This window comes from Mycobacterium sp., assembly GCF_036273375.1.
Taxonomy (GTDB): Bacteria; Actinomycetota; Actinomycetes; order Mycobacteriales; family Mycobacteriaceae; genus Mycobacterium.
Window position 1 is genome coordinate 1 of sequence record NZ_DASUHS010000078.1, and the last position, 17,656, is coordinate 17,656.

Here is a 17,656-nt window from a genome sequence, read left to right on the forward strand (position 1 = left end):
ACAACGGGCCCTGGCCCACGACGCCGCCGAAGGAACGCGCGGCCGTCATCGCCAACGCCGTCAAGCTGATGGAGGAGCGCAAGGAACTGCTGAGCGCGCTGCTCGCCGGCGAGACCGGCCAGCCGCCGACCACCATCGAGACCATGCACTGGATGGGCTCGATGGGCGCGATGAACTTCTTCGCCGGCCCGGCCGTCGACCAGGTCAAGTGGCGCGAGATCCGCAACGGCTCCTACGGCCAGACCATCGTGCATCGCGAGCCGATCGGCGTGGTCGGCGCGATCGTCGCCTGGAACGTGCCGCTGTTCCTGGCGGTCAACAAACTGGGCCCCGCGCTGCTGGCCGGTTGCACCGTGGTGCTCAAGCCGGCTGCCGAAACACCGCTGACCACAAATGCTTTGGCGGACATCTTCGCCGAGGCCGGCCTGCCCGAGGGCGTGTTGTCGGTGGTGCCCGGCGGTATCGAGACCGGCCAGGCGCTGACCTCCAACCCGGACGTCGACCTGTTCACGTTCACCGGCAGCTCCGGCGTCGGCAAGGAGATCGGCCGGCGCGCCGCGGAAATGCTCAAGCCGTGCACGCTAGAGCTCGGCGGCAAGTCGGCCGCGATCCTCCTCGAGGACGTCGACCTGGCCTCGGCGATTCCGATGCTGGTGTTCTCCGGGATCATGAACACCGGGCAGGCCTGCGTGGGCCAGACCCGCATCCTGGCGCCCCGCTCGCGCTACGACGAAATCGTCGACGCGGTAAGCACATTCGTGCAAGCGCTACCGGTCGGACTGCCGTCGGACCCGGCCGCCCAGGTCGGGTCGCTGATCTCGGAGAAGCAGCGCGCCCGCGTCGAGGGCTACATCGCCAAGGGCGTCGAAGAGGGCGCCCGGCTGGTGTGCGGCGGCGGCCGTCCCGAGGGCCTGGACAACGGCTTCTTCGTGCAACCTACCGTCTTCGCCGACGTCGACAACAAGATGACGATCGCCCAGGAGGAGATCTTCGGGCCAGTGCTGAGCATCATCGGATTCGACACCGAAGAGGACGCGATCAAGATCGCCAACGACTCGGCCTACGGCCTGGCCGGCAGCGTGTGGACAACCGACATCCCCAAGGGCATCGAGATCTCGGAGAAGATCCGCACCGGGACCTACGCCATCAACTGGTATGCCTTCGACCCGTGCTGCCCGTTCGGCGGCTACAAGAACTCCGGCATCGGCCGCGAGAACGGGCCCGAAGGCGTCGAGCACTTCACGCAGCAGAAGAGCGTGCTGATGCCGATGGGCTACACCGTCGAGAGCTAGGGCTCGCGCGCGTCGAGCGTGAAGTTAGATGAACGTTCGAGCGCAAGCGTGAAATTAGTTTCACGCTCGGCGCTAAACAGCAACTCGCTCTGCGCGTACAGCACGCCGGCCCGCACCGACGGATCTGACTCCAGCACGCCATAGGCGCGGGAAAGGTCGGCGAGCATCGCCCGGTCGAAGGCGCTGCGTTTGTGCGGCCGGTTCAGGCCGATGAGTAGAACGTGCCCGTCGCGCCGCAGCGCCACGGTGTCCAGTTCCGGTAGGGCCGACGGCGAGGCCTCGGGGCTGCTGACCATCCGCCCAGTGAAGCGGAGATCTAAAGATTATGCAAAAGGCCATAATTTTTGGCCGAATACGCGCCCCGTAGGTGCGGATCTCAACCCCGCTGCGGCTGATTTATGCGGCGTACGTCACACTTCGCCTGAGAAATAGATTAATTTACGGATGTCTTGTATGGTCCATAGCATAATCAAGGGCCGCGTACAGGCCGGGAGAACATCATGTGGATCATTGAGCTCAACGTCGCCGGCTATCAATTCACCCGCGAGATGCCAGATTTGCGGCGCCGGACATTCCGCTTCAGCCCGCGTCATATGCACTGGCCGGCACCGCGGCATTCGCAGGCTGCATGACCCCAGCCATGGGAGATACGCACACGCGGACAATCGGTAAGGGCGCGCCGGAGCACGCCCCAACAAAACGCGGCGACACCCGGACGAAGATGTTGGCCAGCGCCGCCGAGGTGATGCGCGAACGCGGAGCGGCGGGCGTCACCATCGACGCCGTGCTCGCCCGCAGCGGCGCCCCACGCGGCTCGGTTTACTACCACTTCCCGGACGGGCGCAACCAGATCCTGGCGGAGGCGCTGCGCTACTCCGGCGACTCCATCACGGCCATGATCGACGACGCCGCCGGCCGCGGCGCCCGGGCGTTGTTGCAGGAGTTCGTCCGATTCTGGGAGCGGCTGCTCACCGACGGCGGATTCACCGCCGGATGTCCGGTCGTGGCGGCGGCGATCGGCTGTTCGGACGACGACGGCCCCAAGCTCTCCACCGAGGCCGGCGCCATCCTGGGCCGCTGGTGCACCGCGCTCACCCGCGCGTTCGTCAACGATGGCTTCGACGATGACGATGCCGCGTCGCTGGCCGTGATGTCGATCGCCGCGCTGGAGGGCGCCATCGTGCTCTCCCGCTCCACTCGCAATGCGGGCCCGCTGCACCAGGTGGGCGAGCAGCTCGAATTCCTGATCAAGGCAAGGGAATTCGTTGCCCGGAACAAGATTCCGGGAAAGCAGGGTGCCGCGCGGTGACCCGCTCAGTCGCTGGCCGGTAGCGGCTTGACCTCTTTGAGCTGCAGGGCGGTCTGCCCGATGCTCAGGCTCCCCGCGCCCGGCTTGGTCACCAGCACCTCGGCACCGGCTTCGTCGACGTAGCGCTTGCCCATCACCGTGCCGTCGGCGAACGCAGGGTCCAATTCGCCCGACCGCTCGCCCCCGACCGGCACCATCGGCGCACCCCCACACCGCAAATCGTCCAGGCTGTCGGCACTTCTGACGACGATCACCTGCGTGTCACAGACCTGGCTGGCGAGACGAGTTCCGTTCTTGATCATTGATTTCCGTCCTTGATCGCTTACTGCTGGGCCGGCGCGGCGCGCAATCCGGTGAGGGTCTGGATGATCTCCCGCCGCAAGACCTTGCCGGTGGCCGTGGTGGGCAGCTCGTCGCGAAACACTACCTCGTCGGGAGTGCGCGATCCGCGCAAACTCTTGCGGACGAAGTCGCGCAATTCTTCGGGGTCGGGCTCGACGCCCGCCGCGGGCACCACCACCGCGACGATCGCCTGGCCCCACTGCGGGTCCTCGACACCGACCACGGCGACGTCACGCACGTGGGGGTGCTCGACCAGGACCTCTTCCAGCTCGGCGGGCGCGATGTTCTCGCCGCCGCGGATGATGGTGTCGTCGCTGCGACCGCCGATGAACAGGTAGCCCTCGTCGTCGAGCATGGCGATGTCCTTGGTTGGGAACCAGCCGTTTTCGTCGAGCACCGACCCGATCCCGGTGTAGCGGCCCGACACTTGCTCGCCCCGCACGAACAGTTCGCCGGTCTCACCCGGCGGCAGCACATTGCCGGCCTCGTCGCGGATCTGCAGCTCGATGCCGGCCACCGCTTGCCCCACCGATCCCAGTCGGCGGGCGACATCGGGCCCATCGGCCGCCTGCGCCGCGCGATGGTCGTCGGGCGTCAACACCGCGATCGTCGAGCTGGTCTCGGTCAGGCCGTAGGCGTTGACGAAGCCAACGCTGGGCAGCAACTCCAGCGCACGACGGACCAGCGGCAGGCCGACTTTGGAGCCGCCGTAGGCCAGGTTGCGCAGCGACGGTAGCTCGATGGCCGCCCCGTCGCCGTTCTCCAGCACCGTGACGATGCGGTCCAGCATGGTCGGCACCACCGTCGCGGTGGTCACGTTCTCGGCGTTGATCAGCCGAACCCATTCCTGCGCATCGAAATTGGGCAGGTACACCATCTTGCGGCCGGCATACAGATTCGACAGCGCGGCGCTGACCCCGGCGATGTGATACGGCGGCACGCAGATCAGGGCGGCGTCGGTGTCGGAGGCCGCGCCGAATTCCACTGTCCCGGTGACGTAACTGGTGAGGTTGTTGTGTGAGAGTTCGACGGCCTTGGGCTGCGACGTGGTGCCCGAGGTGAACAGCACGATGGCGACCGAGTCCGGATCGGGGAACTCCGCGGCGGGTTCGGCGGCGGGCGCGGCCGCCAGGAAGTCGTCGGAGACGAGCACCCTGTCCGAGGCGTCGCCGACCGCGTCGCGGTAGCGGCTGTCGACGATCACCAACGGCTCGGGCAGCCGCTCGATCAGCGCCTGGATGCCGTCCGCGGAGAGCCGGTAGTTGATCGGCGTGAACGCCACCCCGGCGCGCGCCGCGGCGAAGATCAGCACCGGCAGCATCGCGCCGCCGGTGCCCACATACGCGACGTGCTTGGCGTTCGACCCGGCGATCACGCCCGCGCCGCCGTCGGCAAGATCGCTGAGCTGTTGCGTGGTCAGCCGCAGGTCTCCGGACACCACCGCGGTGCGCTGCGCGTTGTCCGACGCGGCCATCTCGAGCAGCAACGAAATGCTCATCCTCGATCTTTCTCCGGTATCAACACGTTACAAAGCTAGCCAAAAGTGTCATGCCCGACTGTAGTTTAGATCACGCAACTATCCTGCGGCCCAGCACCGGCAGCCGGCCGGAGCACCCGAGCGTTGCGGCGAGGTTTACCCGCAGTTGACGTTGGGGTTTAACCCACGCCGAAGTCGGCCGGGCGTCTTCGGCAAGCCGTGCGACAGAAGAGGATCAAGCCGCCCGATATCAGGTGCCCGTCCACTTGGGTGGGCGCTTCTCCGCGAACGCGATGGCGCCTTCCTTGGCGTCGTTGGAGGAGAACACCGGAGTCAGCAGCTTGTTCTGCTCGGCGAACATCTTCTCGGGGCTCCAGCCGCGGGATTCGACGATGATCCGCTTGGTGGCGGCCACCGCGAGCGGCCCGTTCGCCGCGATCTTTTCGGCCAGCTCGATCGCGGCGTCCAGCGCGGCGCCGGGGTCGGCCAACACGTTGACCATGCCCAGCGCATGCGCGCGCTCCGCGCTCAGGTTTTCACCGGTCAGCGCCAGTTCCATGGCGATCGCGGACGGGATGCGCTGCGGCAGGCGCAGCAGCCCACCGCCGCCGGCGACCAGCCCGCGCTTGACTTCCGGAATGCCGAACGCCGAGTCCCTCGAGGCCACGATCAGGTCGGTGGCCAGCGCCAGCTCGGTGCCGCCGGCCAGCGCGTAGCCCTCGACCGCCGCGATCAGGGGCTTGACCGGGGGACGCTCGGTGAAGCCCATGCCGCGGCCCTCAACGATGGGAAGCTCGCCGCGGGCAAAGGCCTTGAGATCCATGCCCGCGCAGAACGAACCGCCCGCGCCGGTGAGGATTCCCACCGAGAGGCCGGTCTCGTTGTCGAGCCGATCCACGGCGGCGGCCAGGCCGTTGGCGACCGCGGAGTTGACCGCATTCTTGGCCTTCGGCCGGTTGATCGTGATGATGAGGATTCGATCCCGTTGTTCGACCAGAACTTCGGGTTCTTCGGTGCCGGCCTCTTGGTTTCCACTGCTCACGGTGCCGCGGCTCCTTCAGGGGATCGGTGGCTTTGAGATAGCTCCTGTCGGACCGATGGTAACGGTCGGCCGGAATGGCGTTTAAGTCCCGGAGAGATTCGGGTTACCGCCTGAGCCCATTGGTTAGGAATCCGTGCCGATCACGCCGGAGCCATCGCGGCCTCGATGACCGTCAGATTCTCGGAAAGCCCTGCGGCTCTGCGTATTTCGATGAAGCTGGCGACCATCGCCTCAGAAACCTCGTGCGGGTCCTCAAGCGTGGAGCCGTCCGAGAGCACCGAGATGTTGAGCTGATCGACATAACTCCACACGGTGATGTTGAGCCCGCTGCCGGCGGTCAACGGGCCCACCGAATAGATCTCGGTGACCAGCGCCCCGCCCACCCGGCCGCGTTCCCGGGGGCCGGGCACGTTGGAGATATTCAGGTTGAGGATCTTGTTGTGTCCGTCGCGACCGGAGGCCCACCGGAAGAAGGCCTGGGTGGGCGCTGGTGGCATGTAGGCCGCCCACCTGCTGACCAGCTCCGGCCCCATCAGTTGGTTGCTTTCCTTGGCAGCGATGGCGTTTTCGTGGCAGCACCGCACCCGCTCCAGCGGATCGTCGGAATCGGTCGGCAGGCCCACCAGCACGCCCGTGAAGCGATTGCCCGAGATCCGTTCGGGCGAGAAGTCGAAACTCATGGGTACCGAGGCCAGCAGCGGCTCGGCCTTACCGTCGTATCGCAACAGCAGGGTGCGCAGGGCGCCGGTCGCCATGGCCAGCACCATGTCGTTGATGGTCGCCCCGAGCCGCTTGCCGGTCTCCTTGACGTCGGCCAAAGCCAGGGTGGCGGTCGCGAACCGCCGTTCCGGGGTGATCTTGTGGTTCATGAAGGTCGGCGGCGGCTCGAAGGGCCGCGTCAGTTCCGGGGAGAATTTGCGGGAGCTGCGGCGCACCCGGCCCAAGCCCTGGGCGGTATAGCGGATGGTGCGGGGCAGCGCTCCGACGTGTCGCATGTGGTCGGCGAACGCCGACCCCATCAGCTGCCGCGTGGTGGGAGCCGGGTCGCAGACGTATTGCCCGCCCTCCGGGCCTGGCTGCAGGTCCATGCCCCGGGCCATCAGGTTCGCCGACGCAACGCCGTCTGCCAGGGCGTGGTGAATTTTGCCGACGACCGCAATCCGGTTGTTGGCCAAGCCTTCCACGAAGTACATCTCCCACAGTGGACGGCTGCGATCGAGCGGCGTGCTGGCGATTTGCCCGATGGCCTCGTCCAGTTCGCGGCGGCCCCCGGGCGGCGACACCCGCCAGGGGCGGATGTGGTAATTCAGGTCGAGATCGCAGTTCTCCCGCCACATCGGGTGGTGCAGGCGCAGTGGCACCTCGACGAGCTGGTAGCAGAACGGATCGAGCTTGCTCAGCCGCCCGGCGATGACTTCGCGAAACGCGTTGACGTCCAGCGACCGTCGGTCAGTGTCCAGTTCGATGACGGCGGCTTTGATGGTGTGCATGTGCACGTTCGGAGTTTCGCTGTACAGCAGCACTGCGTCCCACCCGCTAAGCCTCTTCACCGCTGCCCCTTGCCCATAGAGGGACCATACTCAGCGGTGGCGGTTCAGATAACCTCTTTTGCCCCGACGCGTGTCTTGGTGCGGTAGATCTGGTTGAGGAACAGCGAGGCGACGTGCGCGGCGGCGCCGGCTCGCTCGCCATCGATGAGGTCATAGCCGTGGCCGGCGCCCGGGAATTCGAGGTAGCCGACCATCGAATGCGACACGGCCCGGAGCCGCTCGACGAAGCTGCGTGCTTGTTCGACGGGGATCACGCTGTCTTTGCTGCCGTGAATGACCAAGAAAGGCGGCGCGTTGCGATGCACACGCGCGATCGGGGACGCGTCGTGGAAGATCTCGGGGCGGCGGGCGATCGACTTCTTCACCACGACGCGCTCCAGGAACTCGACGAACCGTTCGCGCTCCGGCGTCGAGCGGTCCTCCCAGTCGTAGCGGCCGTAGATCCCGACGACCGCGTCCACCGAGGTGTCGGCGCCCTCGGGCAGCTTCGCCTGGAACTGCGGGTCGTCGGGCGTCAGCCCGGCCAGCGCGCACAGGTGGCCGCCCGCCGAACATCCTGCTATCGCAACGAAATTGCGGTCGCCGCCGAACTTGTCGACGTTGGCGCGTGCCCACGCGATGGCGGTCTTGACGTCGATGATGTGGCGCGGCCAGCGGTGGTGCGGCGAGACGCGGTAGTCGACCGCCAAACATACCCAGCCTTGCTCGGCGAGCCGTGACATGAGCGCCGAGCCCTGGCCCATGCACTTGCCGTGCACCCAGGCGCCGCCCGGCAGGAAGATCAGGACCGGCGCCGGTTGCGCGGGCAGGTCTTTGCGCCGCCAGACGTCGAGCACCTGATCGGGGTGGTCGCCGTAGTGGACGGCGCGGCGGTAGAGATAGCGGCGCTGGCGCAGGCCGTCCCAGATCGGCGGCGTCTTTTCGGCGACCGGCCAATCCAAATCGAGATCCGCTGCCGACACGACCCCGCGCAACGCGGCGAGGGACACCTGCTGGGTGCTCTCCCGGTCACGACGGCGGGCGTCGTTGATTCCGGGCTTGAACCAATCCTTGGTGGCCGCGGAGATCGCCTCCGGTGCGTGCCGGGCGCCCCAGACACCCATGGCGGTCAAACCACCCAGGGGCTCGAGATGCTTGCCGACCACGGGCAGCGAAGCCCCCGCCACACTCAACGCCAGCGCATAGTCGCCGGGACGGGCCCGCAGCAACCATTTCACGCAATCGGTAATGCCCGGTCCACGCACCGTCATGCAGGGGACTTTACCCCTCACGACGATTCGTAAACTGACGTTTCCGTCGAACGGGCGATTGCGGCGAAATCGCTTTGCCGCATGTGGTCGCTGGATGCGGTATTTACGCTGTTTGAACCGCTTTTCGCGGTTACCTGCGGTCGATGAATTTTGCTGTGTACGACACGCTTACCTGGCCGTCAGGTCGGCGATCACCCGGCCACCAACAAGGCTGACGCTGGTCAGCGTCAGTCCCACCTGCGCGGCCAGCGCGGCAGCGCTGTCCACCCCGACGGATGCCCAGCGAAACCAGGGGCCGACCTCGCCCGCCGCCTCCAGCCGGACCCATCGCGAACAGATGCCGATGGCCTCGGCGTCGAATTCGGCAACGCAACGGCCACCGCGGGCCAGCAGCTCGAAGGCGCGCCCGAGAATTCGTCGTGGATCCCCGCCGAGCCCGACGTTGCCGTCGACCAGCAAAACCGTCTTCCACAGGCCCATTCCCGGCAACGGCTCGAACACATCGCCCAACAGGGCCGGTGCACCGCCGCGACCCGCCAGCTGGATCGCGGTCGCGGACCGGTCGATACCGAGCGCGGGGATGCCCCGCTGAATCAGCCTCGCCACCAATCGGCCCGGACCGCAGCCCAGCTCGATTGTCGGCCCGGTGCACATCTGCGTGACGGCTTCGTCGAAGACTTCGTCGAAGGTGTCATTAGATCCATCACCGGGACATCGCACACCCAACCATTTGTGCGCCGGCAGTGGCCGCAGCTCGCCGTCGTCATGACGGATCCAACATCGCTCGCCGCCGAGTGCCCGATCGTAAAGTTGCCCAAGCATTTCACGTCCCTCGCGTCCTGGCCGATCGGGCGGCACGGCGGCGCTCGGTCCCGTGGCGGGACGTTGCGGCGACGTACCGGCAAACCCCAACAAGCTGACGGCAAGCCAGTGCGCCAGCATTGCTCCGATACCCCGATCGTGGCTCGGCTAATCCTGTCTCTTTCTAGGCCCTTCCTGCGGCTACGTCGCAGCTCCCGGCGCGGTTCACTCCACCGGCGGCGACCGGAGGTGGACTGCGTGGTCACCGGGCAACCGGTAGCGCCCGAATTATGCTGATTGGCACTGCTTTTCGCTGCAGCGGGCCTATTCGGCCGACAGAATCAGCCAAACAAGAATGCCTCCAGCAGCTCGTTCACCCGCGTGGGATCTTCCAGCGCCGCGAGGTGCGCGACTCCGTCGAGCACTGCGAAGGACGCACCCCCGATGGAGTCGGCCATCGCGCGGGTTTCGGCCACCGGGAAGGTGGCGTCCTCCGCGCCGGCGACCACCAGCACCGGGGCCGTGACGCGACCCAGCAGGGCGTGCTGGTCCGGGCGCGCCGAAACCACGCTGCGCACCGCCCAGCGGACCGAATCCGTGTTCACCGACTGCACATTGGTCCGGACAATGTCCACCACGTCTCGGCGGGTGCGCAGCGTCGTCGGCCCCAAGAACGCGCGGATGGCCGAGCGTGTCAGCGGCGGCCGGATTCCGCCCAGCGCCGTCGCCAACCACACCATGGCCGCATACTGCATCTTTTGCGCGACACCGGCTTTCGACGCGGTGCAATTCATCAGTACCGCGCGGTTGAGGCGGTCGGGGTAAAGGGCGGCAAAGGTGCCGCCGATCATCCCGCCCCACGAATTGCCGACGAAATGGGCCCTGTCGATGCCGAGTGCGTCCAGCAGGCCGACGACGCAGCGCGCGCAGTCGGTGAAGCTGAACATCGCGCGCAGCGGTGCGCTGCCCCCGTGGCCGGGCGGATCGATGAGCACCAGGCGATAGGTGTCGCCGAAGCGCGCGGCCTGGCCGGCCCACAAATCGCCCGTCATCAACAGGCTGGGCCACAGCAGGACGGCGGCCCCGGTCCCCGCGCTCACCTGAACCCGGATCGCCCCCAGAGCCGTATCGACCCACCGCGAAGCCAGCCGGGGATGGTCGGCGGTCACGCTGCCTCCTGAAGTCCTAACGCGCACGGCAGACCACACATCGCCGTCCCCTGATTCTCCGCGTCGGTGATACTTGTCCGGTGACGAACAACGATGTTCATCCTGACCTGCAACGATTTGCCCGCTTCGCCCCCCGGCGGCTCGTCAGCCCCCGGACGCTGCCGCTCATGCGGGTGGGGCTCGCGTGGCGGGGGCGCCTCGGCAAGCCCGTCGCCGACGTCGAGGCGATCACGCTCGATTCGGGGGCCGGCGTTCGGCTGTTCCGGCCCGCCGGGGCCACCGAGACCACACCCGCGCTGCTGTGGATACACGGCGGCGGATACGTGATCGGCACCGCCCAACAGGACGACCACCTCTGCAGCGGGTTCAGCAGGCGGCTGGGCATCACCGTCGCGTCGGTGGAATACCGCCTGGCGCCCGAGCATCCGTATCCCGCACCGCTGGAAGACTGCTATGCGGCGCTGACCTGGCTGGCCGGACTGCCATCGGTGGACCGCTACCGCATCGCCATCGGCGGCGCCAGCGCCGGCGGCGGGCTCGCGGCGGCCCTCGCCCTGCTGGCCCGCGACCGCGCCGAGGTGAGCCCGGCGTTCCAGCTGCTGACCTATCCGATGCTCGACGACCGCAGTTCGGCCACCGCGCCCAGTGCGAACTACCGGCTGTGGGACAACCGCAGCAACAGGTTCGGCTGGGCGGCATATCTGGGCAACACCGACCCGCAGGTCGCCGTCCCCGGGCGCCGCAATGACCTCAGCGGATTGCCGCCGGCCTGGATCGGTGTGGGCACGCATGACCTGTTCCACGACGAAGACCTGGCCTACGCCGAACGCCTTCGCGCCGCGGGCGTGCCGTGCCAGGTCGAAACCATTCCAGGCGCCTTCCACGGTTTCGACCTGGTCCTGCCGAAAGCCCAAGTGTCCCGGCGGTTCTTCACCAGCCAATGCGACAGTCTTCGAGCGGCTCTGGCCCCCGCCGCCTGATACTGCTCACATCGCGAAGTACACCAGCTCACCGCCGATGACGGTGGCCGCCACCAACCCGGCGTCCAGGACGGCCAGTGCCGTAGCCGGCGGCTCGTTCAGCACGCAAAGGTCCCCCGCTTGCCCGATTTCCACGGTGCGCGGCCGGCCGGGCCGATCGGCCCGACCCAGAAACATCGTCAAAGCCTCTCGCGCCGAGACGCATTCGCGTGCTCCCAGCACGGCGCCCTGCGGCGTGGTGCGGTGTACCGCGGCGCGCATCGCCGTCCAGGGGTCGCCGTGGCCGAACGGCATGTCGGTGGACAGCGCGACCGGCACCTTCGCGTTGCACAGGGCTGCGACGCGCCACAGCTGATCGTGCTCGACGGCGGGAACCTCGGCGAGGTACTGATCGCCGCGCTCGGCGACGAAGTTGGGCTGCGTCACCACCGTGATCCCGAGTTCGGCGAGGTCGGCCAGGTTGTCGTCGGGCACCACGGCGGCGTGTTCGATGCGGTCTTGTGGATGGCATCCGGCCGCGCGCAGCGCCGCGATGGTCACCACCAGCTGTGCCGCGGTCACGCAGTGCACAGCGACCGGCTGCCCGCTGTCATGTTGGCGCGCAATCCATTCCGTGAGCGCGTCGAGGTCCAGGCGATCGTCGTGCAGGATCTTCTTGCCCGGCGAAAGGAAACTCAGCCGCGGCCGGAACTCGCCACGCTGGTGCGCCGTCATCAGCGAGTCCCTGCCGTCGGCATCGAGATCGGGGGTCGCGTCGGTGACGCCGGTGACGCCGGTCGCGGTGATCCGGCGGCTCAGTTCGGCCAAATCGGTTTCGCGCCGCTGCAGCGCCAACGACCAGCCACGGTCGGCGCTGCGCAGCCGCCCATCGGGATGTTCGGCCAGCCCGACGCGGCCCAGGGCCTCGGAATTGAGGATCCACAGCGCCCCGCTGCGGTGCTGGATGCGCACCGGAACGTGGGGAACGATGGCGTCGAGCGCGCCCCGATCGAGTTCTCCGGCAACCGAATCGTGGTATCCCACAGCGCGAATCCAGCCATCGGGTCCCGGGGTGGCGTTCGCGAGCAATTGGGTGAGCTGCGATGCGGTGCTGACCCCGGGCGGCCCGACGAAGAACGAATTCAGCGCCGAGGCCGCCGAGCGCAAGTGCACATGGTGGTCGTGCAGCCCTGGCAGGACGGTACCGCCGCCCGCGTACAGCACACCCTCGCCCGCCCGCGGCACCAGACCCTCCCCGGGCGGCGCCATCTCCTCGATCAACGCGCCCACCCGGATGTCTGTCGTGGTCCCGTCCAGCAGGGTTGCCCGCTGAATCAGCATGACAGCACACGTCTTTGGCTTACCAGGTGGCGCACCACCGCGTTGTCGGCGCCCGGCCCGGACGCCGGACGCGACGCCGGCAGGGCCGAAGGTGCTGACACCGGCGCCGGCGATGCCGACGGCTCGACCGGCAGCGCCGCGTACGTCGCCGCGACCCCGGCCAGGGATACGCCGATCAATTCGCCGCCACCGCGCCCCAGGGATTCGGCCACCGCCAGCGTTGCCTCCAGCCCGGTCAGCGGGTCGGCGATGGCGTCGCCGCAGAACACCGGTCCGTCGGCGCTGGTGCCGACCAGACCGCCGGCCACCGCGGTGTCGTCGCCGAATCCCGGCCTGCGGCCCTCATATCCGTTGATTTGCAACCAGATTCGGCCTGGGCGCGGCGCGATGTCATCGGGCCCGAGCCCCCGGCGCGCCAGCGCCGCCGGGCGTGACCCCTCGATGACGATGTCGCTGAACGCGAGCAGTTCACGCAGTTCGTCGGCTTGGCCATCGAAATCGACCCCATAACAAAGCTTTTGGCCGTTGATCCAGTTGAAGAACGCCCGGTCACCGGCCCGGGTACCGTCCGGGCGGCGCGGGCTTTCGACCTTGACGACGGTCGCTCCGGCACGGGCCAGCAGGTGCCCACACAGCGGCCCCGCCCACATCGAGGACAGATCGGTAACCAGCAGACCCTGCGGTGCGCGCGGCGCCAAACGCGATCCCGCAAGGCGTATGTGCGGCACCGCGGGTGCGGCCTCGCCCAGGCCCGCCACCGGAATGTCGAGCAGCCCCGCCCGCTCGACGATCTCGGCCACCGGACGGGTGGCGGCCCAGCGCTGCAGCACCGGCCACGGGTCGGCGGCCACATCATGGGCCTGCAGCAGCGCCGGGACGGCGTCCAGGTCGTCGGCACGCGAGAGGGTGAGCGCGCAGAAGCCATTCCGGGCAGCGAGCAGGCGGGTGGCTCCGCCCGGCGACACCCGGCCGCCGCGAGTTAGCCCGAGCAATGCCGCCCGCCCGGTCAGCAGGCTCACCGCATCGACGCCAATACCCAGTCGGTCACCGACGGCCGTAGCGACGTCCCGCGCGCGGATCAGCACGTTGGCGCGGGAGAAGTCGGCGGGACCGTCGGGCAGGCCGGTCAAGTAGGCCAGCCCGCTGCTTCCCCACTCTTCGACTTGCTGGGACAACGCCGAACTCACGCCCCCATTGTGCGCGTGGCGCCGGGGCGACCGGCAAACCCCACTCAGAACTGCAGTGCGTGAAACCGCCAGTCCAGCACCGGACGGTCTGGCTCACCCGCGGTATCGCTGACCGCATACACCAGCGACCGCAGCCCGAGCACGCCACCGTGATCGGTCGGCTCGGCGGATTCGATGTGCAGCTCGCTGTAAACGGTGTCGCCCTCGTGCACGGGCCCGGTGTGGTCGCAAGACTGCCAGTTCAGGACCGTCACCAGGTTGGGCAGCAACCTGCTCGCCTGTGCGAATGCCAGCCCGATGGTATGTCCGCCGTACACCAGCCGTCGGCCGCCGATCCGCGAATCATGATGTGTTGCAGCAATATTCAGGGTAAGGCGGGCGAGTTCGGCAGCGCTACTGACCACGTCGGCGGTGCTGTGCAACACCGAGCCCGCCAGGCCGGTATCGAAGTGCGGGCCGGGCACCTTGTCGCGGAACACCTCAGGGTCCCACTGCGCGGTCGGATCGTGCGCGGGGCCGGGCACGTCGGCGCCGATGGCGGACAGGTCGTCGTTCGGCGCGTTGTCGGGTGTGAAATCCGGGCTGGCGGGCAGCATGCCGCACCGGTAGAAGTCGAGCACCAGCTGATCGGCCTGGTCGATCGTGATCATCCGCAGCGCCGCCAACCCCGTCGGCGTCCGGCCCGGCTTGAGCGAGTTCGCGCGCAGCCCAACCACTTCGGTGCGGGTGTAGAGGGAATCGCCGATGACCGGAAACCGGTGAAACACCAGGCCGCGATAGAACAGGTTGGCTTTGACCCGCTGGGTCGCCAGTGTCGACTGCCCGATCGCCACGTCGCACACCAACCCCGGATGGGCCAGCGGCGCCGGCAGGGCCGTCACCGCCCCGCACAGATCGGCGTCCAGCCCCAGACGCAGCCGGTCCCCCACGATCGCCTGGTGAGCGCCCGCCAACCCCGACGACAACGTCACCGACGGCGCCCAGTCGAACACCTGCCCCACCGAGAGGTCGTCGAAGTACGGTCCCCCCTCGCGAATCCCCGCATACCCGTCACTAGTCACAACGCCCCATGCTGGCAGGCTGTGGAATCGAGGGTCAACTTCGTGGCGATCGCGAGCGCGGCGGAGGGGCGAATGGGGTCGTCACGATCAGGGCTGGAGGCGATCGCGAGCGCGGCGGAGGGGCGAATGGGGGCACCTCCCGCTTGCGGGGGAGGGTCGTCACCATCAGGGCTGGAGGATGATCACAGGTGAACGACGAAGAAGAGATGCTGGTCGCCACTGTGCGGGCGTTCATCGACCGCGACGTCAAACCGAGCATTCGCGACGTCGAGCACGCCAACACCTACCCCGAGGCGTGGATCGAGCAGATGAAGCGGATCGGCATCTACGGTCTGGCCGTTCCGGAGGAATACGGTGGATCGCCGGTGTCGATGCCGTGCTACGTCCGAGTCACCGAGGAACTGGCGCGCGGCTGGATGAGCCTGGCCGGTGCGATGGGCGGGCACACCGTTGTCGCCAAACTGCTGACGCTGTTCGGCACCGAGGACCAGAAGCGGACCTACCTGCCGCGGATGGCCAGCGGAGAGGTGCGCGCCACCATGGCGCTGACCGAGCCCGGCGGTGGCTCGGATCTGCAGAACTTGACGACCACCGCGCTGCCGGACGCCGACGGGCTGGTGATCAACGGATCCAAGACCTGGATCAGCAACGCACGCCGTGCCGGACTGATCGCGCTGCTGTGCAAGACCGACCCGGATGCCAAACCGCGCCATAAGGGCATCTCGATCGTGCTCGTCGAGCACGGGCCGGGTCTGACGGTGTCGCGGGACCTGCCGAAGTTGGGTTACAAGGGCGTCGAGTCCTGCGAGCTGTCGTTCGACGACTTCCGGGCACCTCGGACGGCGTTGCTGGGAGACGCTGCGGGCGAAGGCTTTTCACAGATGATGAAGGGGCTCGAGACAGGACGCATCCAGGTGGCTTCCCGTGCCCTGGGTGTAGCCACCGCGGCGCTCGAGGACGCGCTGGCCTACGCCCAGCAGCGCGAGAGCTTCGGCCAGCCGATCTGGCAGCACCAGTCGATCGGTAACTACCTGGCCGACATGGCGACCAAACTCACCGCGGCCCGCCAGCTCACCCGGTATGCCGCCGAGCGGTACGACAGCGGCGAACGCTGCGACATGGAAGCCGGGATGGCGAAATTGTTTGCCTCCGAGGTCGCCATGGAGATCGCACTGAACGCGGTGCGAATCCATGGCGGCTACGGCTATTCCACCGAATACGACGTCGAACGCTACTTTCGGGACGCACCGCTGATGATCGTCGGTGAAGGCACCAACGAGATCCAGCGAAATGTGATTGCCCGGCAACTGGTGACCCGCGGCGGAATCTGATCCGGCCCGCCAAACTCTCGGCCCGAGAACGAAGTTTAGGAGTATATTTACCTGACTTCTCCGGCGGGCAAACCGGTATGGAAGTAGAGCTGTTCGCCAGCCGAGGGAATCAGAAGGAAAGGCAGCCGCCATGAGTTATCCTCCCGTGCCACCCGGAGGTTCGCCAGAATGGCCAGGACAGCAACCGGAATGGCAAGGCCGACAACCGGAATGGCAGGGCCAGCAGCCCGCCGGTTGGCAAGGTCAGCAGCCACCGGGATGGCAGGGCCAGCCGCAGCCCGCGGGATGGCCGGCGCCGCAGCCGGGAATGCAGGAGCCTGAGAACTATCTGGTCTGGGCGATCCTGTGCACGGTGCTGTGCTGCCTGCCGTTCGGGATCGTGTCGATCGTCTACTCCAACAAGGTCTCCGGGCTGTGGGCCCAGGGACGGTACGCCGAGGCGTACGAGGCGTCCAACAATGCCAAGAAGTGGGTCATCATCGGCGCGATCGTGGGCGCCGCCGCCGCGGTGATCGGCGTCGTGCTGTGGTTCGCCATGTTCGCGGCGATCGTGTCTTCCATCCCGTCCACGACCACCACCACCTATTCGGGCTTCTGAACTCAGGCCTCGTCCACCAGCCCCCAGGCCAATGCGGTCTGCGTGTCGACGGTGCGACCGGACAATACGAGATACGCTGTGCGCCAACGGCCTATCCGCCGCGTGACGCTCACGGTCCCACCGGCTCCGGGGAGTAACCCCAATGCCAGCTCGGGCAGCCCGAGCATCGCATCGTTGCGGGCGGTGACCCACCCGCAAAACGCCGCCATCTCCAGTCCGCTGCCCACCACCCGGCCGTGCACCTCGGCCCGGCACGCCCTGCCGAGCCTGGCGGTCAGCGCATCGAGCGCCAGGGCGGGGCTGTAGCGGGTACGGGCCAAGTGCGCGCTCGCCGGGTCGGCGAAGGTGCCGAACTCGGCCAGGTCCCCACCGCTGCAGAACGACGGACCGTTGCCGCTCAACACGATGCCGGTGACCGACGGGTCCAGCTGCGCGACCGTCAGCGCCTCCAACAGCGCCGCGCGCGCGTCGGTGGAGAATGCGTTGTGCCGCTGCGGCCGGTTGAACGCGATACGCACAACGTCGCCGTCGCGGGTCGCCTGCACCGGGTCGACGATCTCGGGCATGCGGACCGGGCCGCGCTCGCGTAACCACTGCGCGAACTCCGGGCCGGCCTGCAGGGTCGAGTACGCCAACGACTCCGTCATCACCCCGGACACCGTCGGGCCCCGCGGATCCACCGCGCGCAACACGTCGTCACAGATCCCGCTGGCGTGCGGCCACCGTTGACAGCGTGCCGTCAGCTCCTCCACGGTCGCCGGCACCGAATCGACGGTGACCACGCGCCGGTCTTCGCAGCGATCCTCGGTCAGCGTGAATGTTGCTGCGTCAAGCCAGAATCCGGCCCTGGCGATGTCGGCGGCCGAGCCGACGGCGACGATCACCCCGGGCGGCGACACCGGGGCGTCCTGCGGCGCCCTCGACAGGTCGACCACCTGGAGCATCGG

At 67.8% G+C, this 17,656-nt stretch carries 16 protein-coding genes and 1 pseudogene; 5 read left to right on the top strand and 12 right to left on the bottom strand.

Annotated elements, in window-relative coordinates; all coding sequences use genetic code 11:
* Positions 1-1,292 (top strand): aldehyde dehydrogenase (locus VFW69_RS06760; protein ID WP_526499437.1); only part of this gene is annotated, 1,292 nt, incomplete at its 5' end.
* Positions 1,293-1,375: 83 nt separating this feature from the next.
* On the opposite strand, the pseudogene VFW69_RS06765 reads toward VFW69_RS06760, so the two are convergent.
* Positions 1,376-1,588: pseudogene (locus VFW69_RS06765) on the bottom strand (enoyl-CoA hydratase/isomerase family protein); the annotation flags it as partial.
* 344 nt (positions 1,589-1,932) lie between these two features.
* Between VFW69_RS06765 and VFW69_RS06770 the strand changes: the two are divergent.
* Positions 1,933-2,601 carry a TetR/AcrR family transcriptional regulator gene (locus VFW69_RS06770; RefSeq protein WP_526499439.1) on the top strand — a complete coding sequence of 223 codons (669 nt, stop codon included), beginning with the start codon at positions 1,933-1,935 and terminating at the stop codon, positions 2,599-2,601.
* Positions 2,602-2,606: 5 nt separating this feature from the next.
* Here the strand turns inward: VFW69_RS06770 and VFW69_RS06775 are convergent, their stop codons facing one another.
* The 7 genes from VFW69_RS06775 to VFW69_RS06805 form a co-directional block, all read right to left on the bottom strand.
* A complete protein-coding gene (locus VFW69_RS06775) occupies positions 2,607-2,903 on the bottom strand; it encodes a hypothetical protein (RefSeq protein ID WP_526499441.1) in 297 nt (98 codons plus the stop codon).
* A 20-nt stretch (positions 2,904-2,923) separates the two neighbouring features.
* A complete protein-coding gene (locus tag VFW69_RS06780; protein WP_526499443.1) occupies positions 2,924-4,441 on the bottom strand; it encodes a class I adenylate-forming enzyme family protein in 1,518 nt (505 codons plus the stop codon).
* 229 nt (positions 4,442-4,670) lie between these two features.
* Positions 4,671-5,462 (bottom strand): enoyl-CoA hydratase/isomerase family protein, encoded by a 792-nt coding sequence (locus tag VFW69_RS06785; protein WP_526499445.1) that lies wholly within the window; start codon positions 5,460-5,462, stop codon positions 4,671-4,673.
* Positions 5,463-5,602: 140 nt separating this feature from the next.
* A complete protein-coding gene (locus VFW69_RS06790; protein WP_526499447.1) occupies positions 5,603-7,012 on the bottom strand; it encodes a WS/DGAT/MGAT family O-acyltransferase in 1,410 nt (469 codons plus the stop codon).
* A gap of 44 nt (positions 7,013-7,056) precedes the next feature.
* Positions 7,057-8,262, bottom strand: coding sequence for an alpha/beta hydrolase (locus VFW69_RS06795; RefSeq protein ID WP_526499449.1), 1,206 nt, complete (start codon positions 8,260-8,262; stop codon positions 7,057-7,059).
* Positions 8,263-8,430: 168 nt separating this feature from the next.
* Positions 8,431-9,084, bottom strand: coding sequence for a class I SAM-dependent methyltransferase (locus tag VFW69_RS06800; protein WP_526499451.1), 654 nt, complete (start codon positions 9,082-9,084; stop codon positions 8,431-8,433).
* Positions 9,085-9,404: 320 nt separating this feature from the next.
* Positions 9,405-10,184, bottom strand: a complete 780-nt coding sequence (locus VFW69_RS06805; protein ID WP_526499485.1) for an alpha/beta fold hydrolase — start codon at positions 10,182-10,184, stop codon at positions 9,405-9,407.
* 128 nt (positions 10,185-10,312) lie between these two features.
* Between VFW69_RS06805 and VFW69_RS06810 the strand changes: the two genes are divergently transcribed.
* Complete coding sequence (locus tag VFW69_RS06810) at positions 10,313-11,212, top strand: alpha/beta hydrolase (protein WP_526499453.1); 900 nt, start codon at positions 10,313-10,315, stop codon at positions 11,210-11,212.
* A gap of 6 nt (positions 11,213-11,218) precedes the next feature.
* On the opposite strand, the gene VFW69_RS06815 is transcribed toward VFW69_RS06810, so the two are convergent.
* From VFW69_RS06815 to VFW69_RS06825, 3 genes are read right to left on the bottom strand one after another with little or no spacing between them, the layout of a single operon-like run.
* Positions 11,219-12,532 carry an amidohydrolase family protein gene (locus tag VFW69_RS06815; protein WP_526499455.1) on the bottom strand — a complete coding sequence of 438 codons (1,314 nt, stop codon included), beginning with the start codon at positions 12,530-12,532 and terminating at the stop codon, positions 11,219-11,221.
* Positions 12,526-13,719 carry a CoA transferase gene (locus VFW69_RS06820; RefSeq protein ID WP_526499457.1) on the bottom strand — a complete coding sequence of 398 codons (1,194 nt, stop codon included), beginning with the start codon at positions 13,717-13,719 and terminating at the stop codon, positions 12,526-12,528. Before VFW69_RS06820 ends, VFW69_RS06815 begins: the two co-directional genes overlap by 7 nt.
* 44 nt (positions 13,720-13,763) lie before the next feature.
* Positions 13,764-14,780, bottom strand: coding sequence for a MaoC family dehydratase (locus tag VFW69_RS06825; RefSeq protein ID WP_526499459.1), 1,017 nt, complete (start codon positions 14,778-14,780; stop codon positions 13,764-13,766).
* A 188-nt stretch (positions 14,781-14,968) separates the two neighbouring features.
* Between VFW69_RS06825 and VFW69_RS06830 the strand changes: the two genes are divergently transcribed.
* Both VFW69_RS06830 and VFW69_RS06835 read left to right on the top strand, forming a co-directional pair.
* Positions 14,969-16,111 carry an acyl-CoA dehydrogenase family protein gene (locus VFW69_RS06830; protein WP_526499461.1) on the top strand — a complete coding sequence of 381 codons (1,143 nt, stop codon included), beginning with the start codon at positions 14,969-14,971 and terminating at the stop codon, positions 16,109-16,111.
* Positions 16,112-16,241: 130 nt separating this feature from the next.
* Positions 16,242-16,709, top strand: a complete 468-nt coding sequence (locus VFW69_RS06835) for a CD225/dispanin family protein (RefSeq protein WP_526499463.1) — start codon at positions 16,242-16,244, stop codon at positions 16,707-16,709.
* Positions 16,710-16,711: 2 nt separating this feature from the next.
* Here the strand turns inward: VFW69_RS06835 and VFW69_RS06840 are convergent, their stop codons facing one another.
* Entirely contained in the window at positions 16,712-17,653 is a 942-nt protein-coding gene (locus VFW69_RS06840) for an enoyl-CoA hydratase/isomerase family protein (protein ID WP_526499465.1), read from the bottom strand.
* Positions 17,654-17,656: the final 3 nt, after the last annotated feature.

Coding starts and splice junctions, on each gene's coding strand:
- VFW69_RS06780 (WP_526499443.1), bottom strand. CDS start 4,441: ATGAGCATTTCGTTGCTGCTCGAGATGGCCGCGTCGGACAACGCGCAG.
- VFW69_RS06770 (WP_526499439.1), top strand. CDS start 1,933: ATGGGAGATACGCACACGCGGACAATCGGTAAGGGCGCGCCGGAGCAC.
- VFW69_RS06795 (WP_526499449.1), bottom strand. CDS start 8,262: ATGACGGTGCGTGGACCGGGCATTACCGATTGCGTGAAATGGTTGCTG.
- VFW69_RS06800 (WP_526499451.1), bottom strand. CDS start 9,084: ATGCTTGGGCAACTTTACGATCGGGCACTCGGCGGCGAGCGATGTTGG.
- VFW69_RS06835 (WP_526499463.1), top strand. CDS start 16,242: ATGAGTTATCCTCCCGTGCCACCCGGAGGTTCGCCAGAATGGCCAGGA.
- VFW69_RS06840 (WP_526499465.1), bottom strand. CDS start 17,653: ATGCTCCAGGTGGTCGACCTGTCGAGGGCGCCGCAGGACGCCCCGGTG.
- VFW69_RS06815 (WP_526499455.1), bottom strand. CDS start 12,532: ATGCTGATTCAGCGGGCAACCCTGCTGGACGGGACCACGACAGACATC.
- VFW69_RS06775 (WP_526499441.1), bottom strand. CDS start 2,903: ATGATCAAGAACGGAACTCGTCTCGCCAGCCAGGTCTGTGACACGCAG.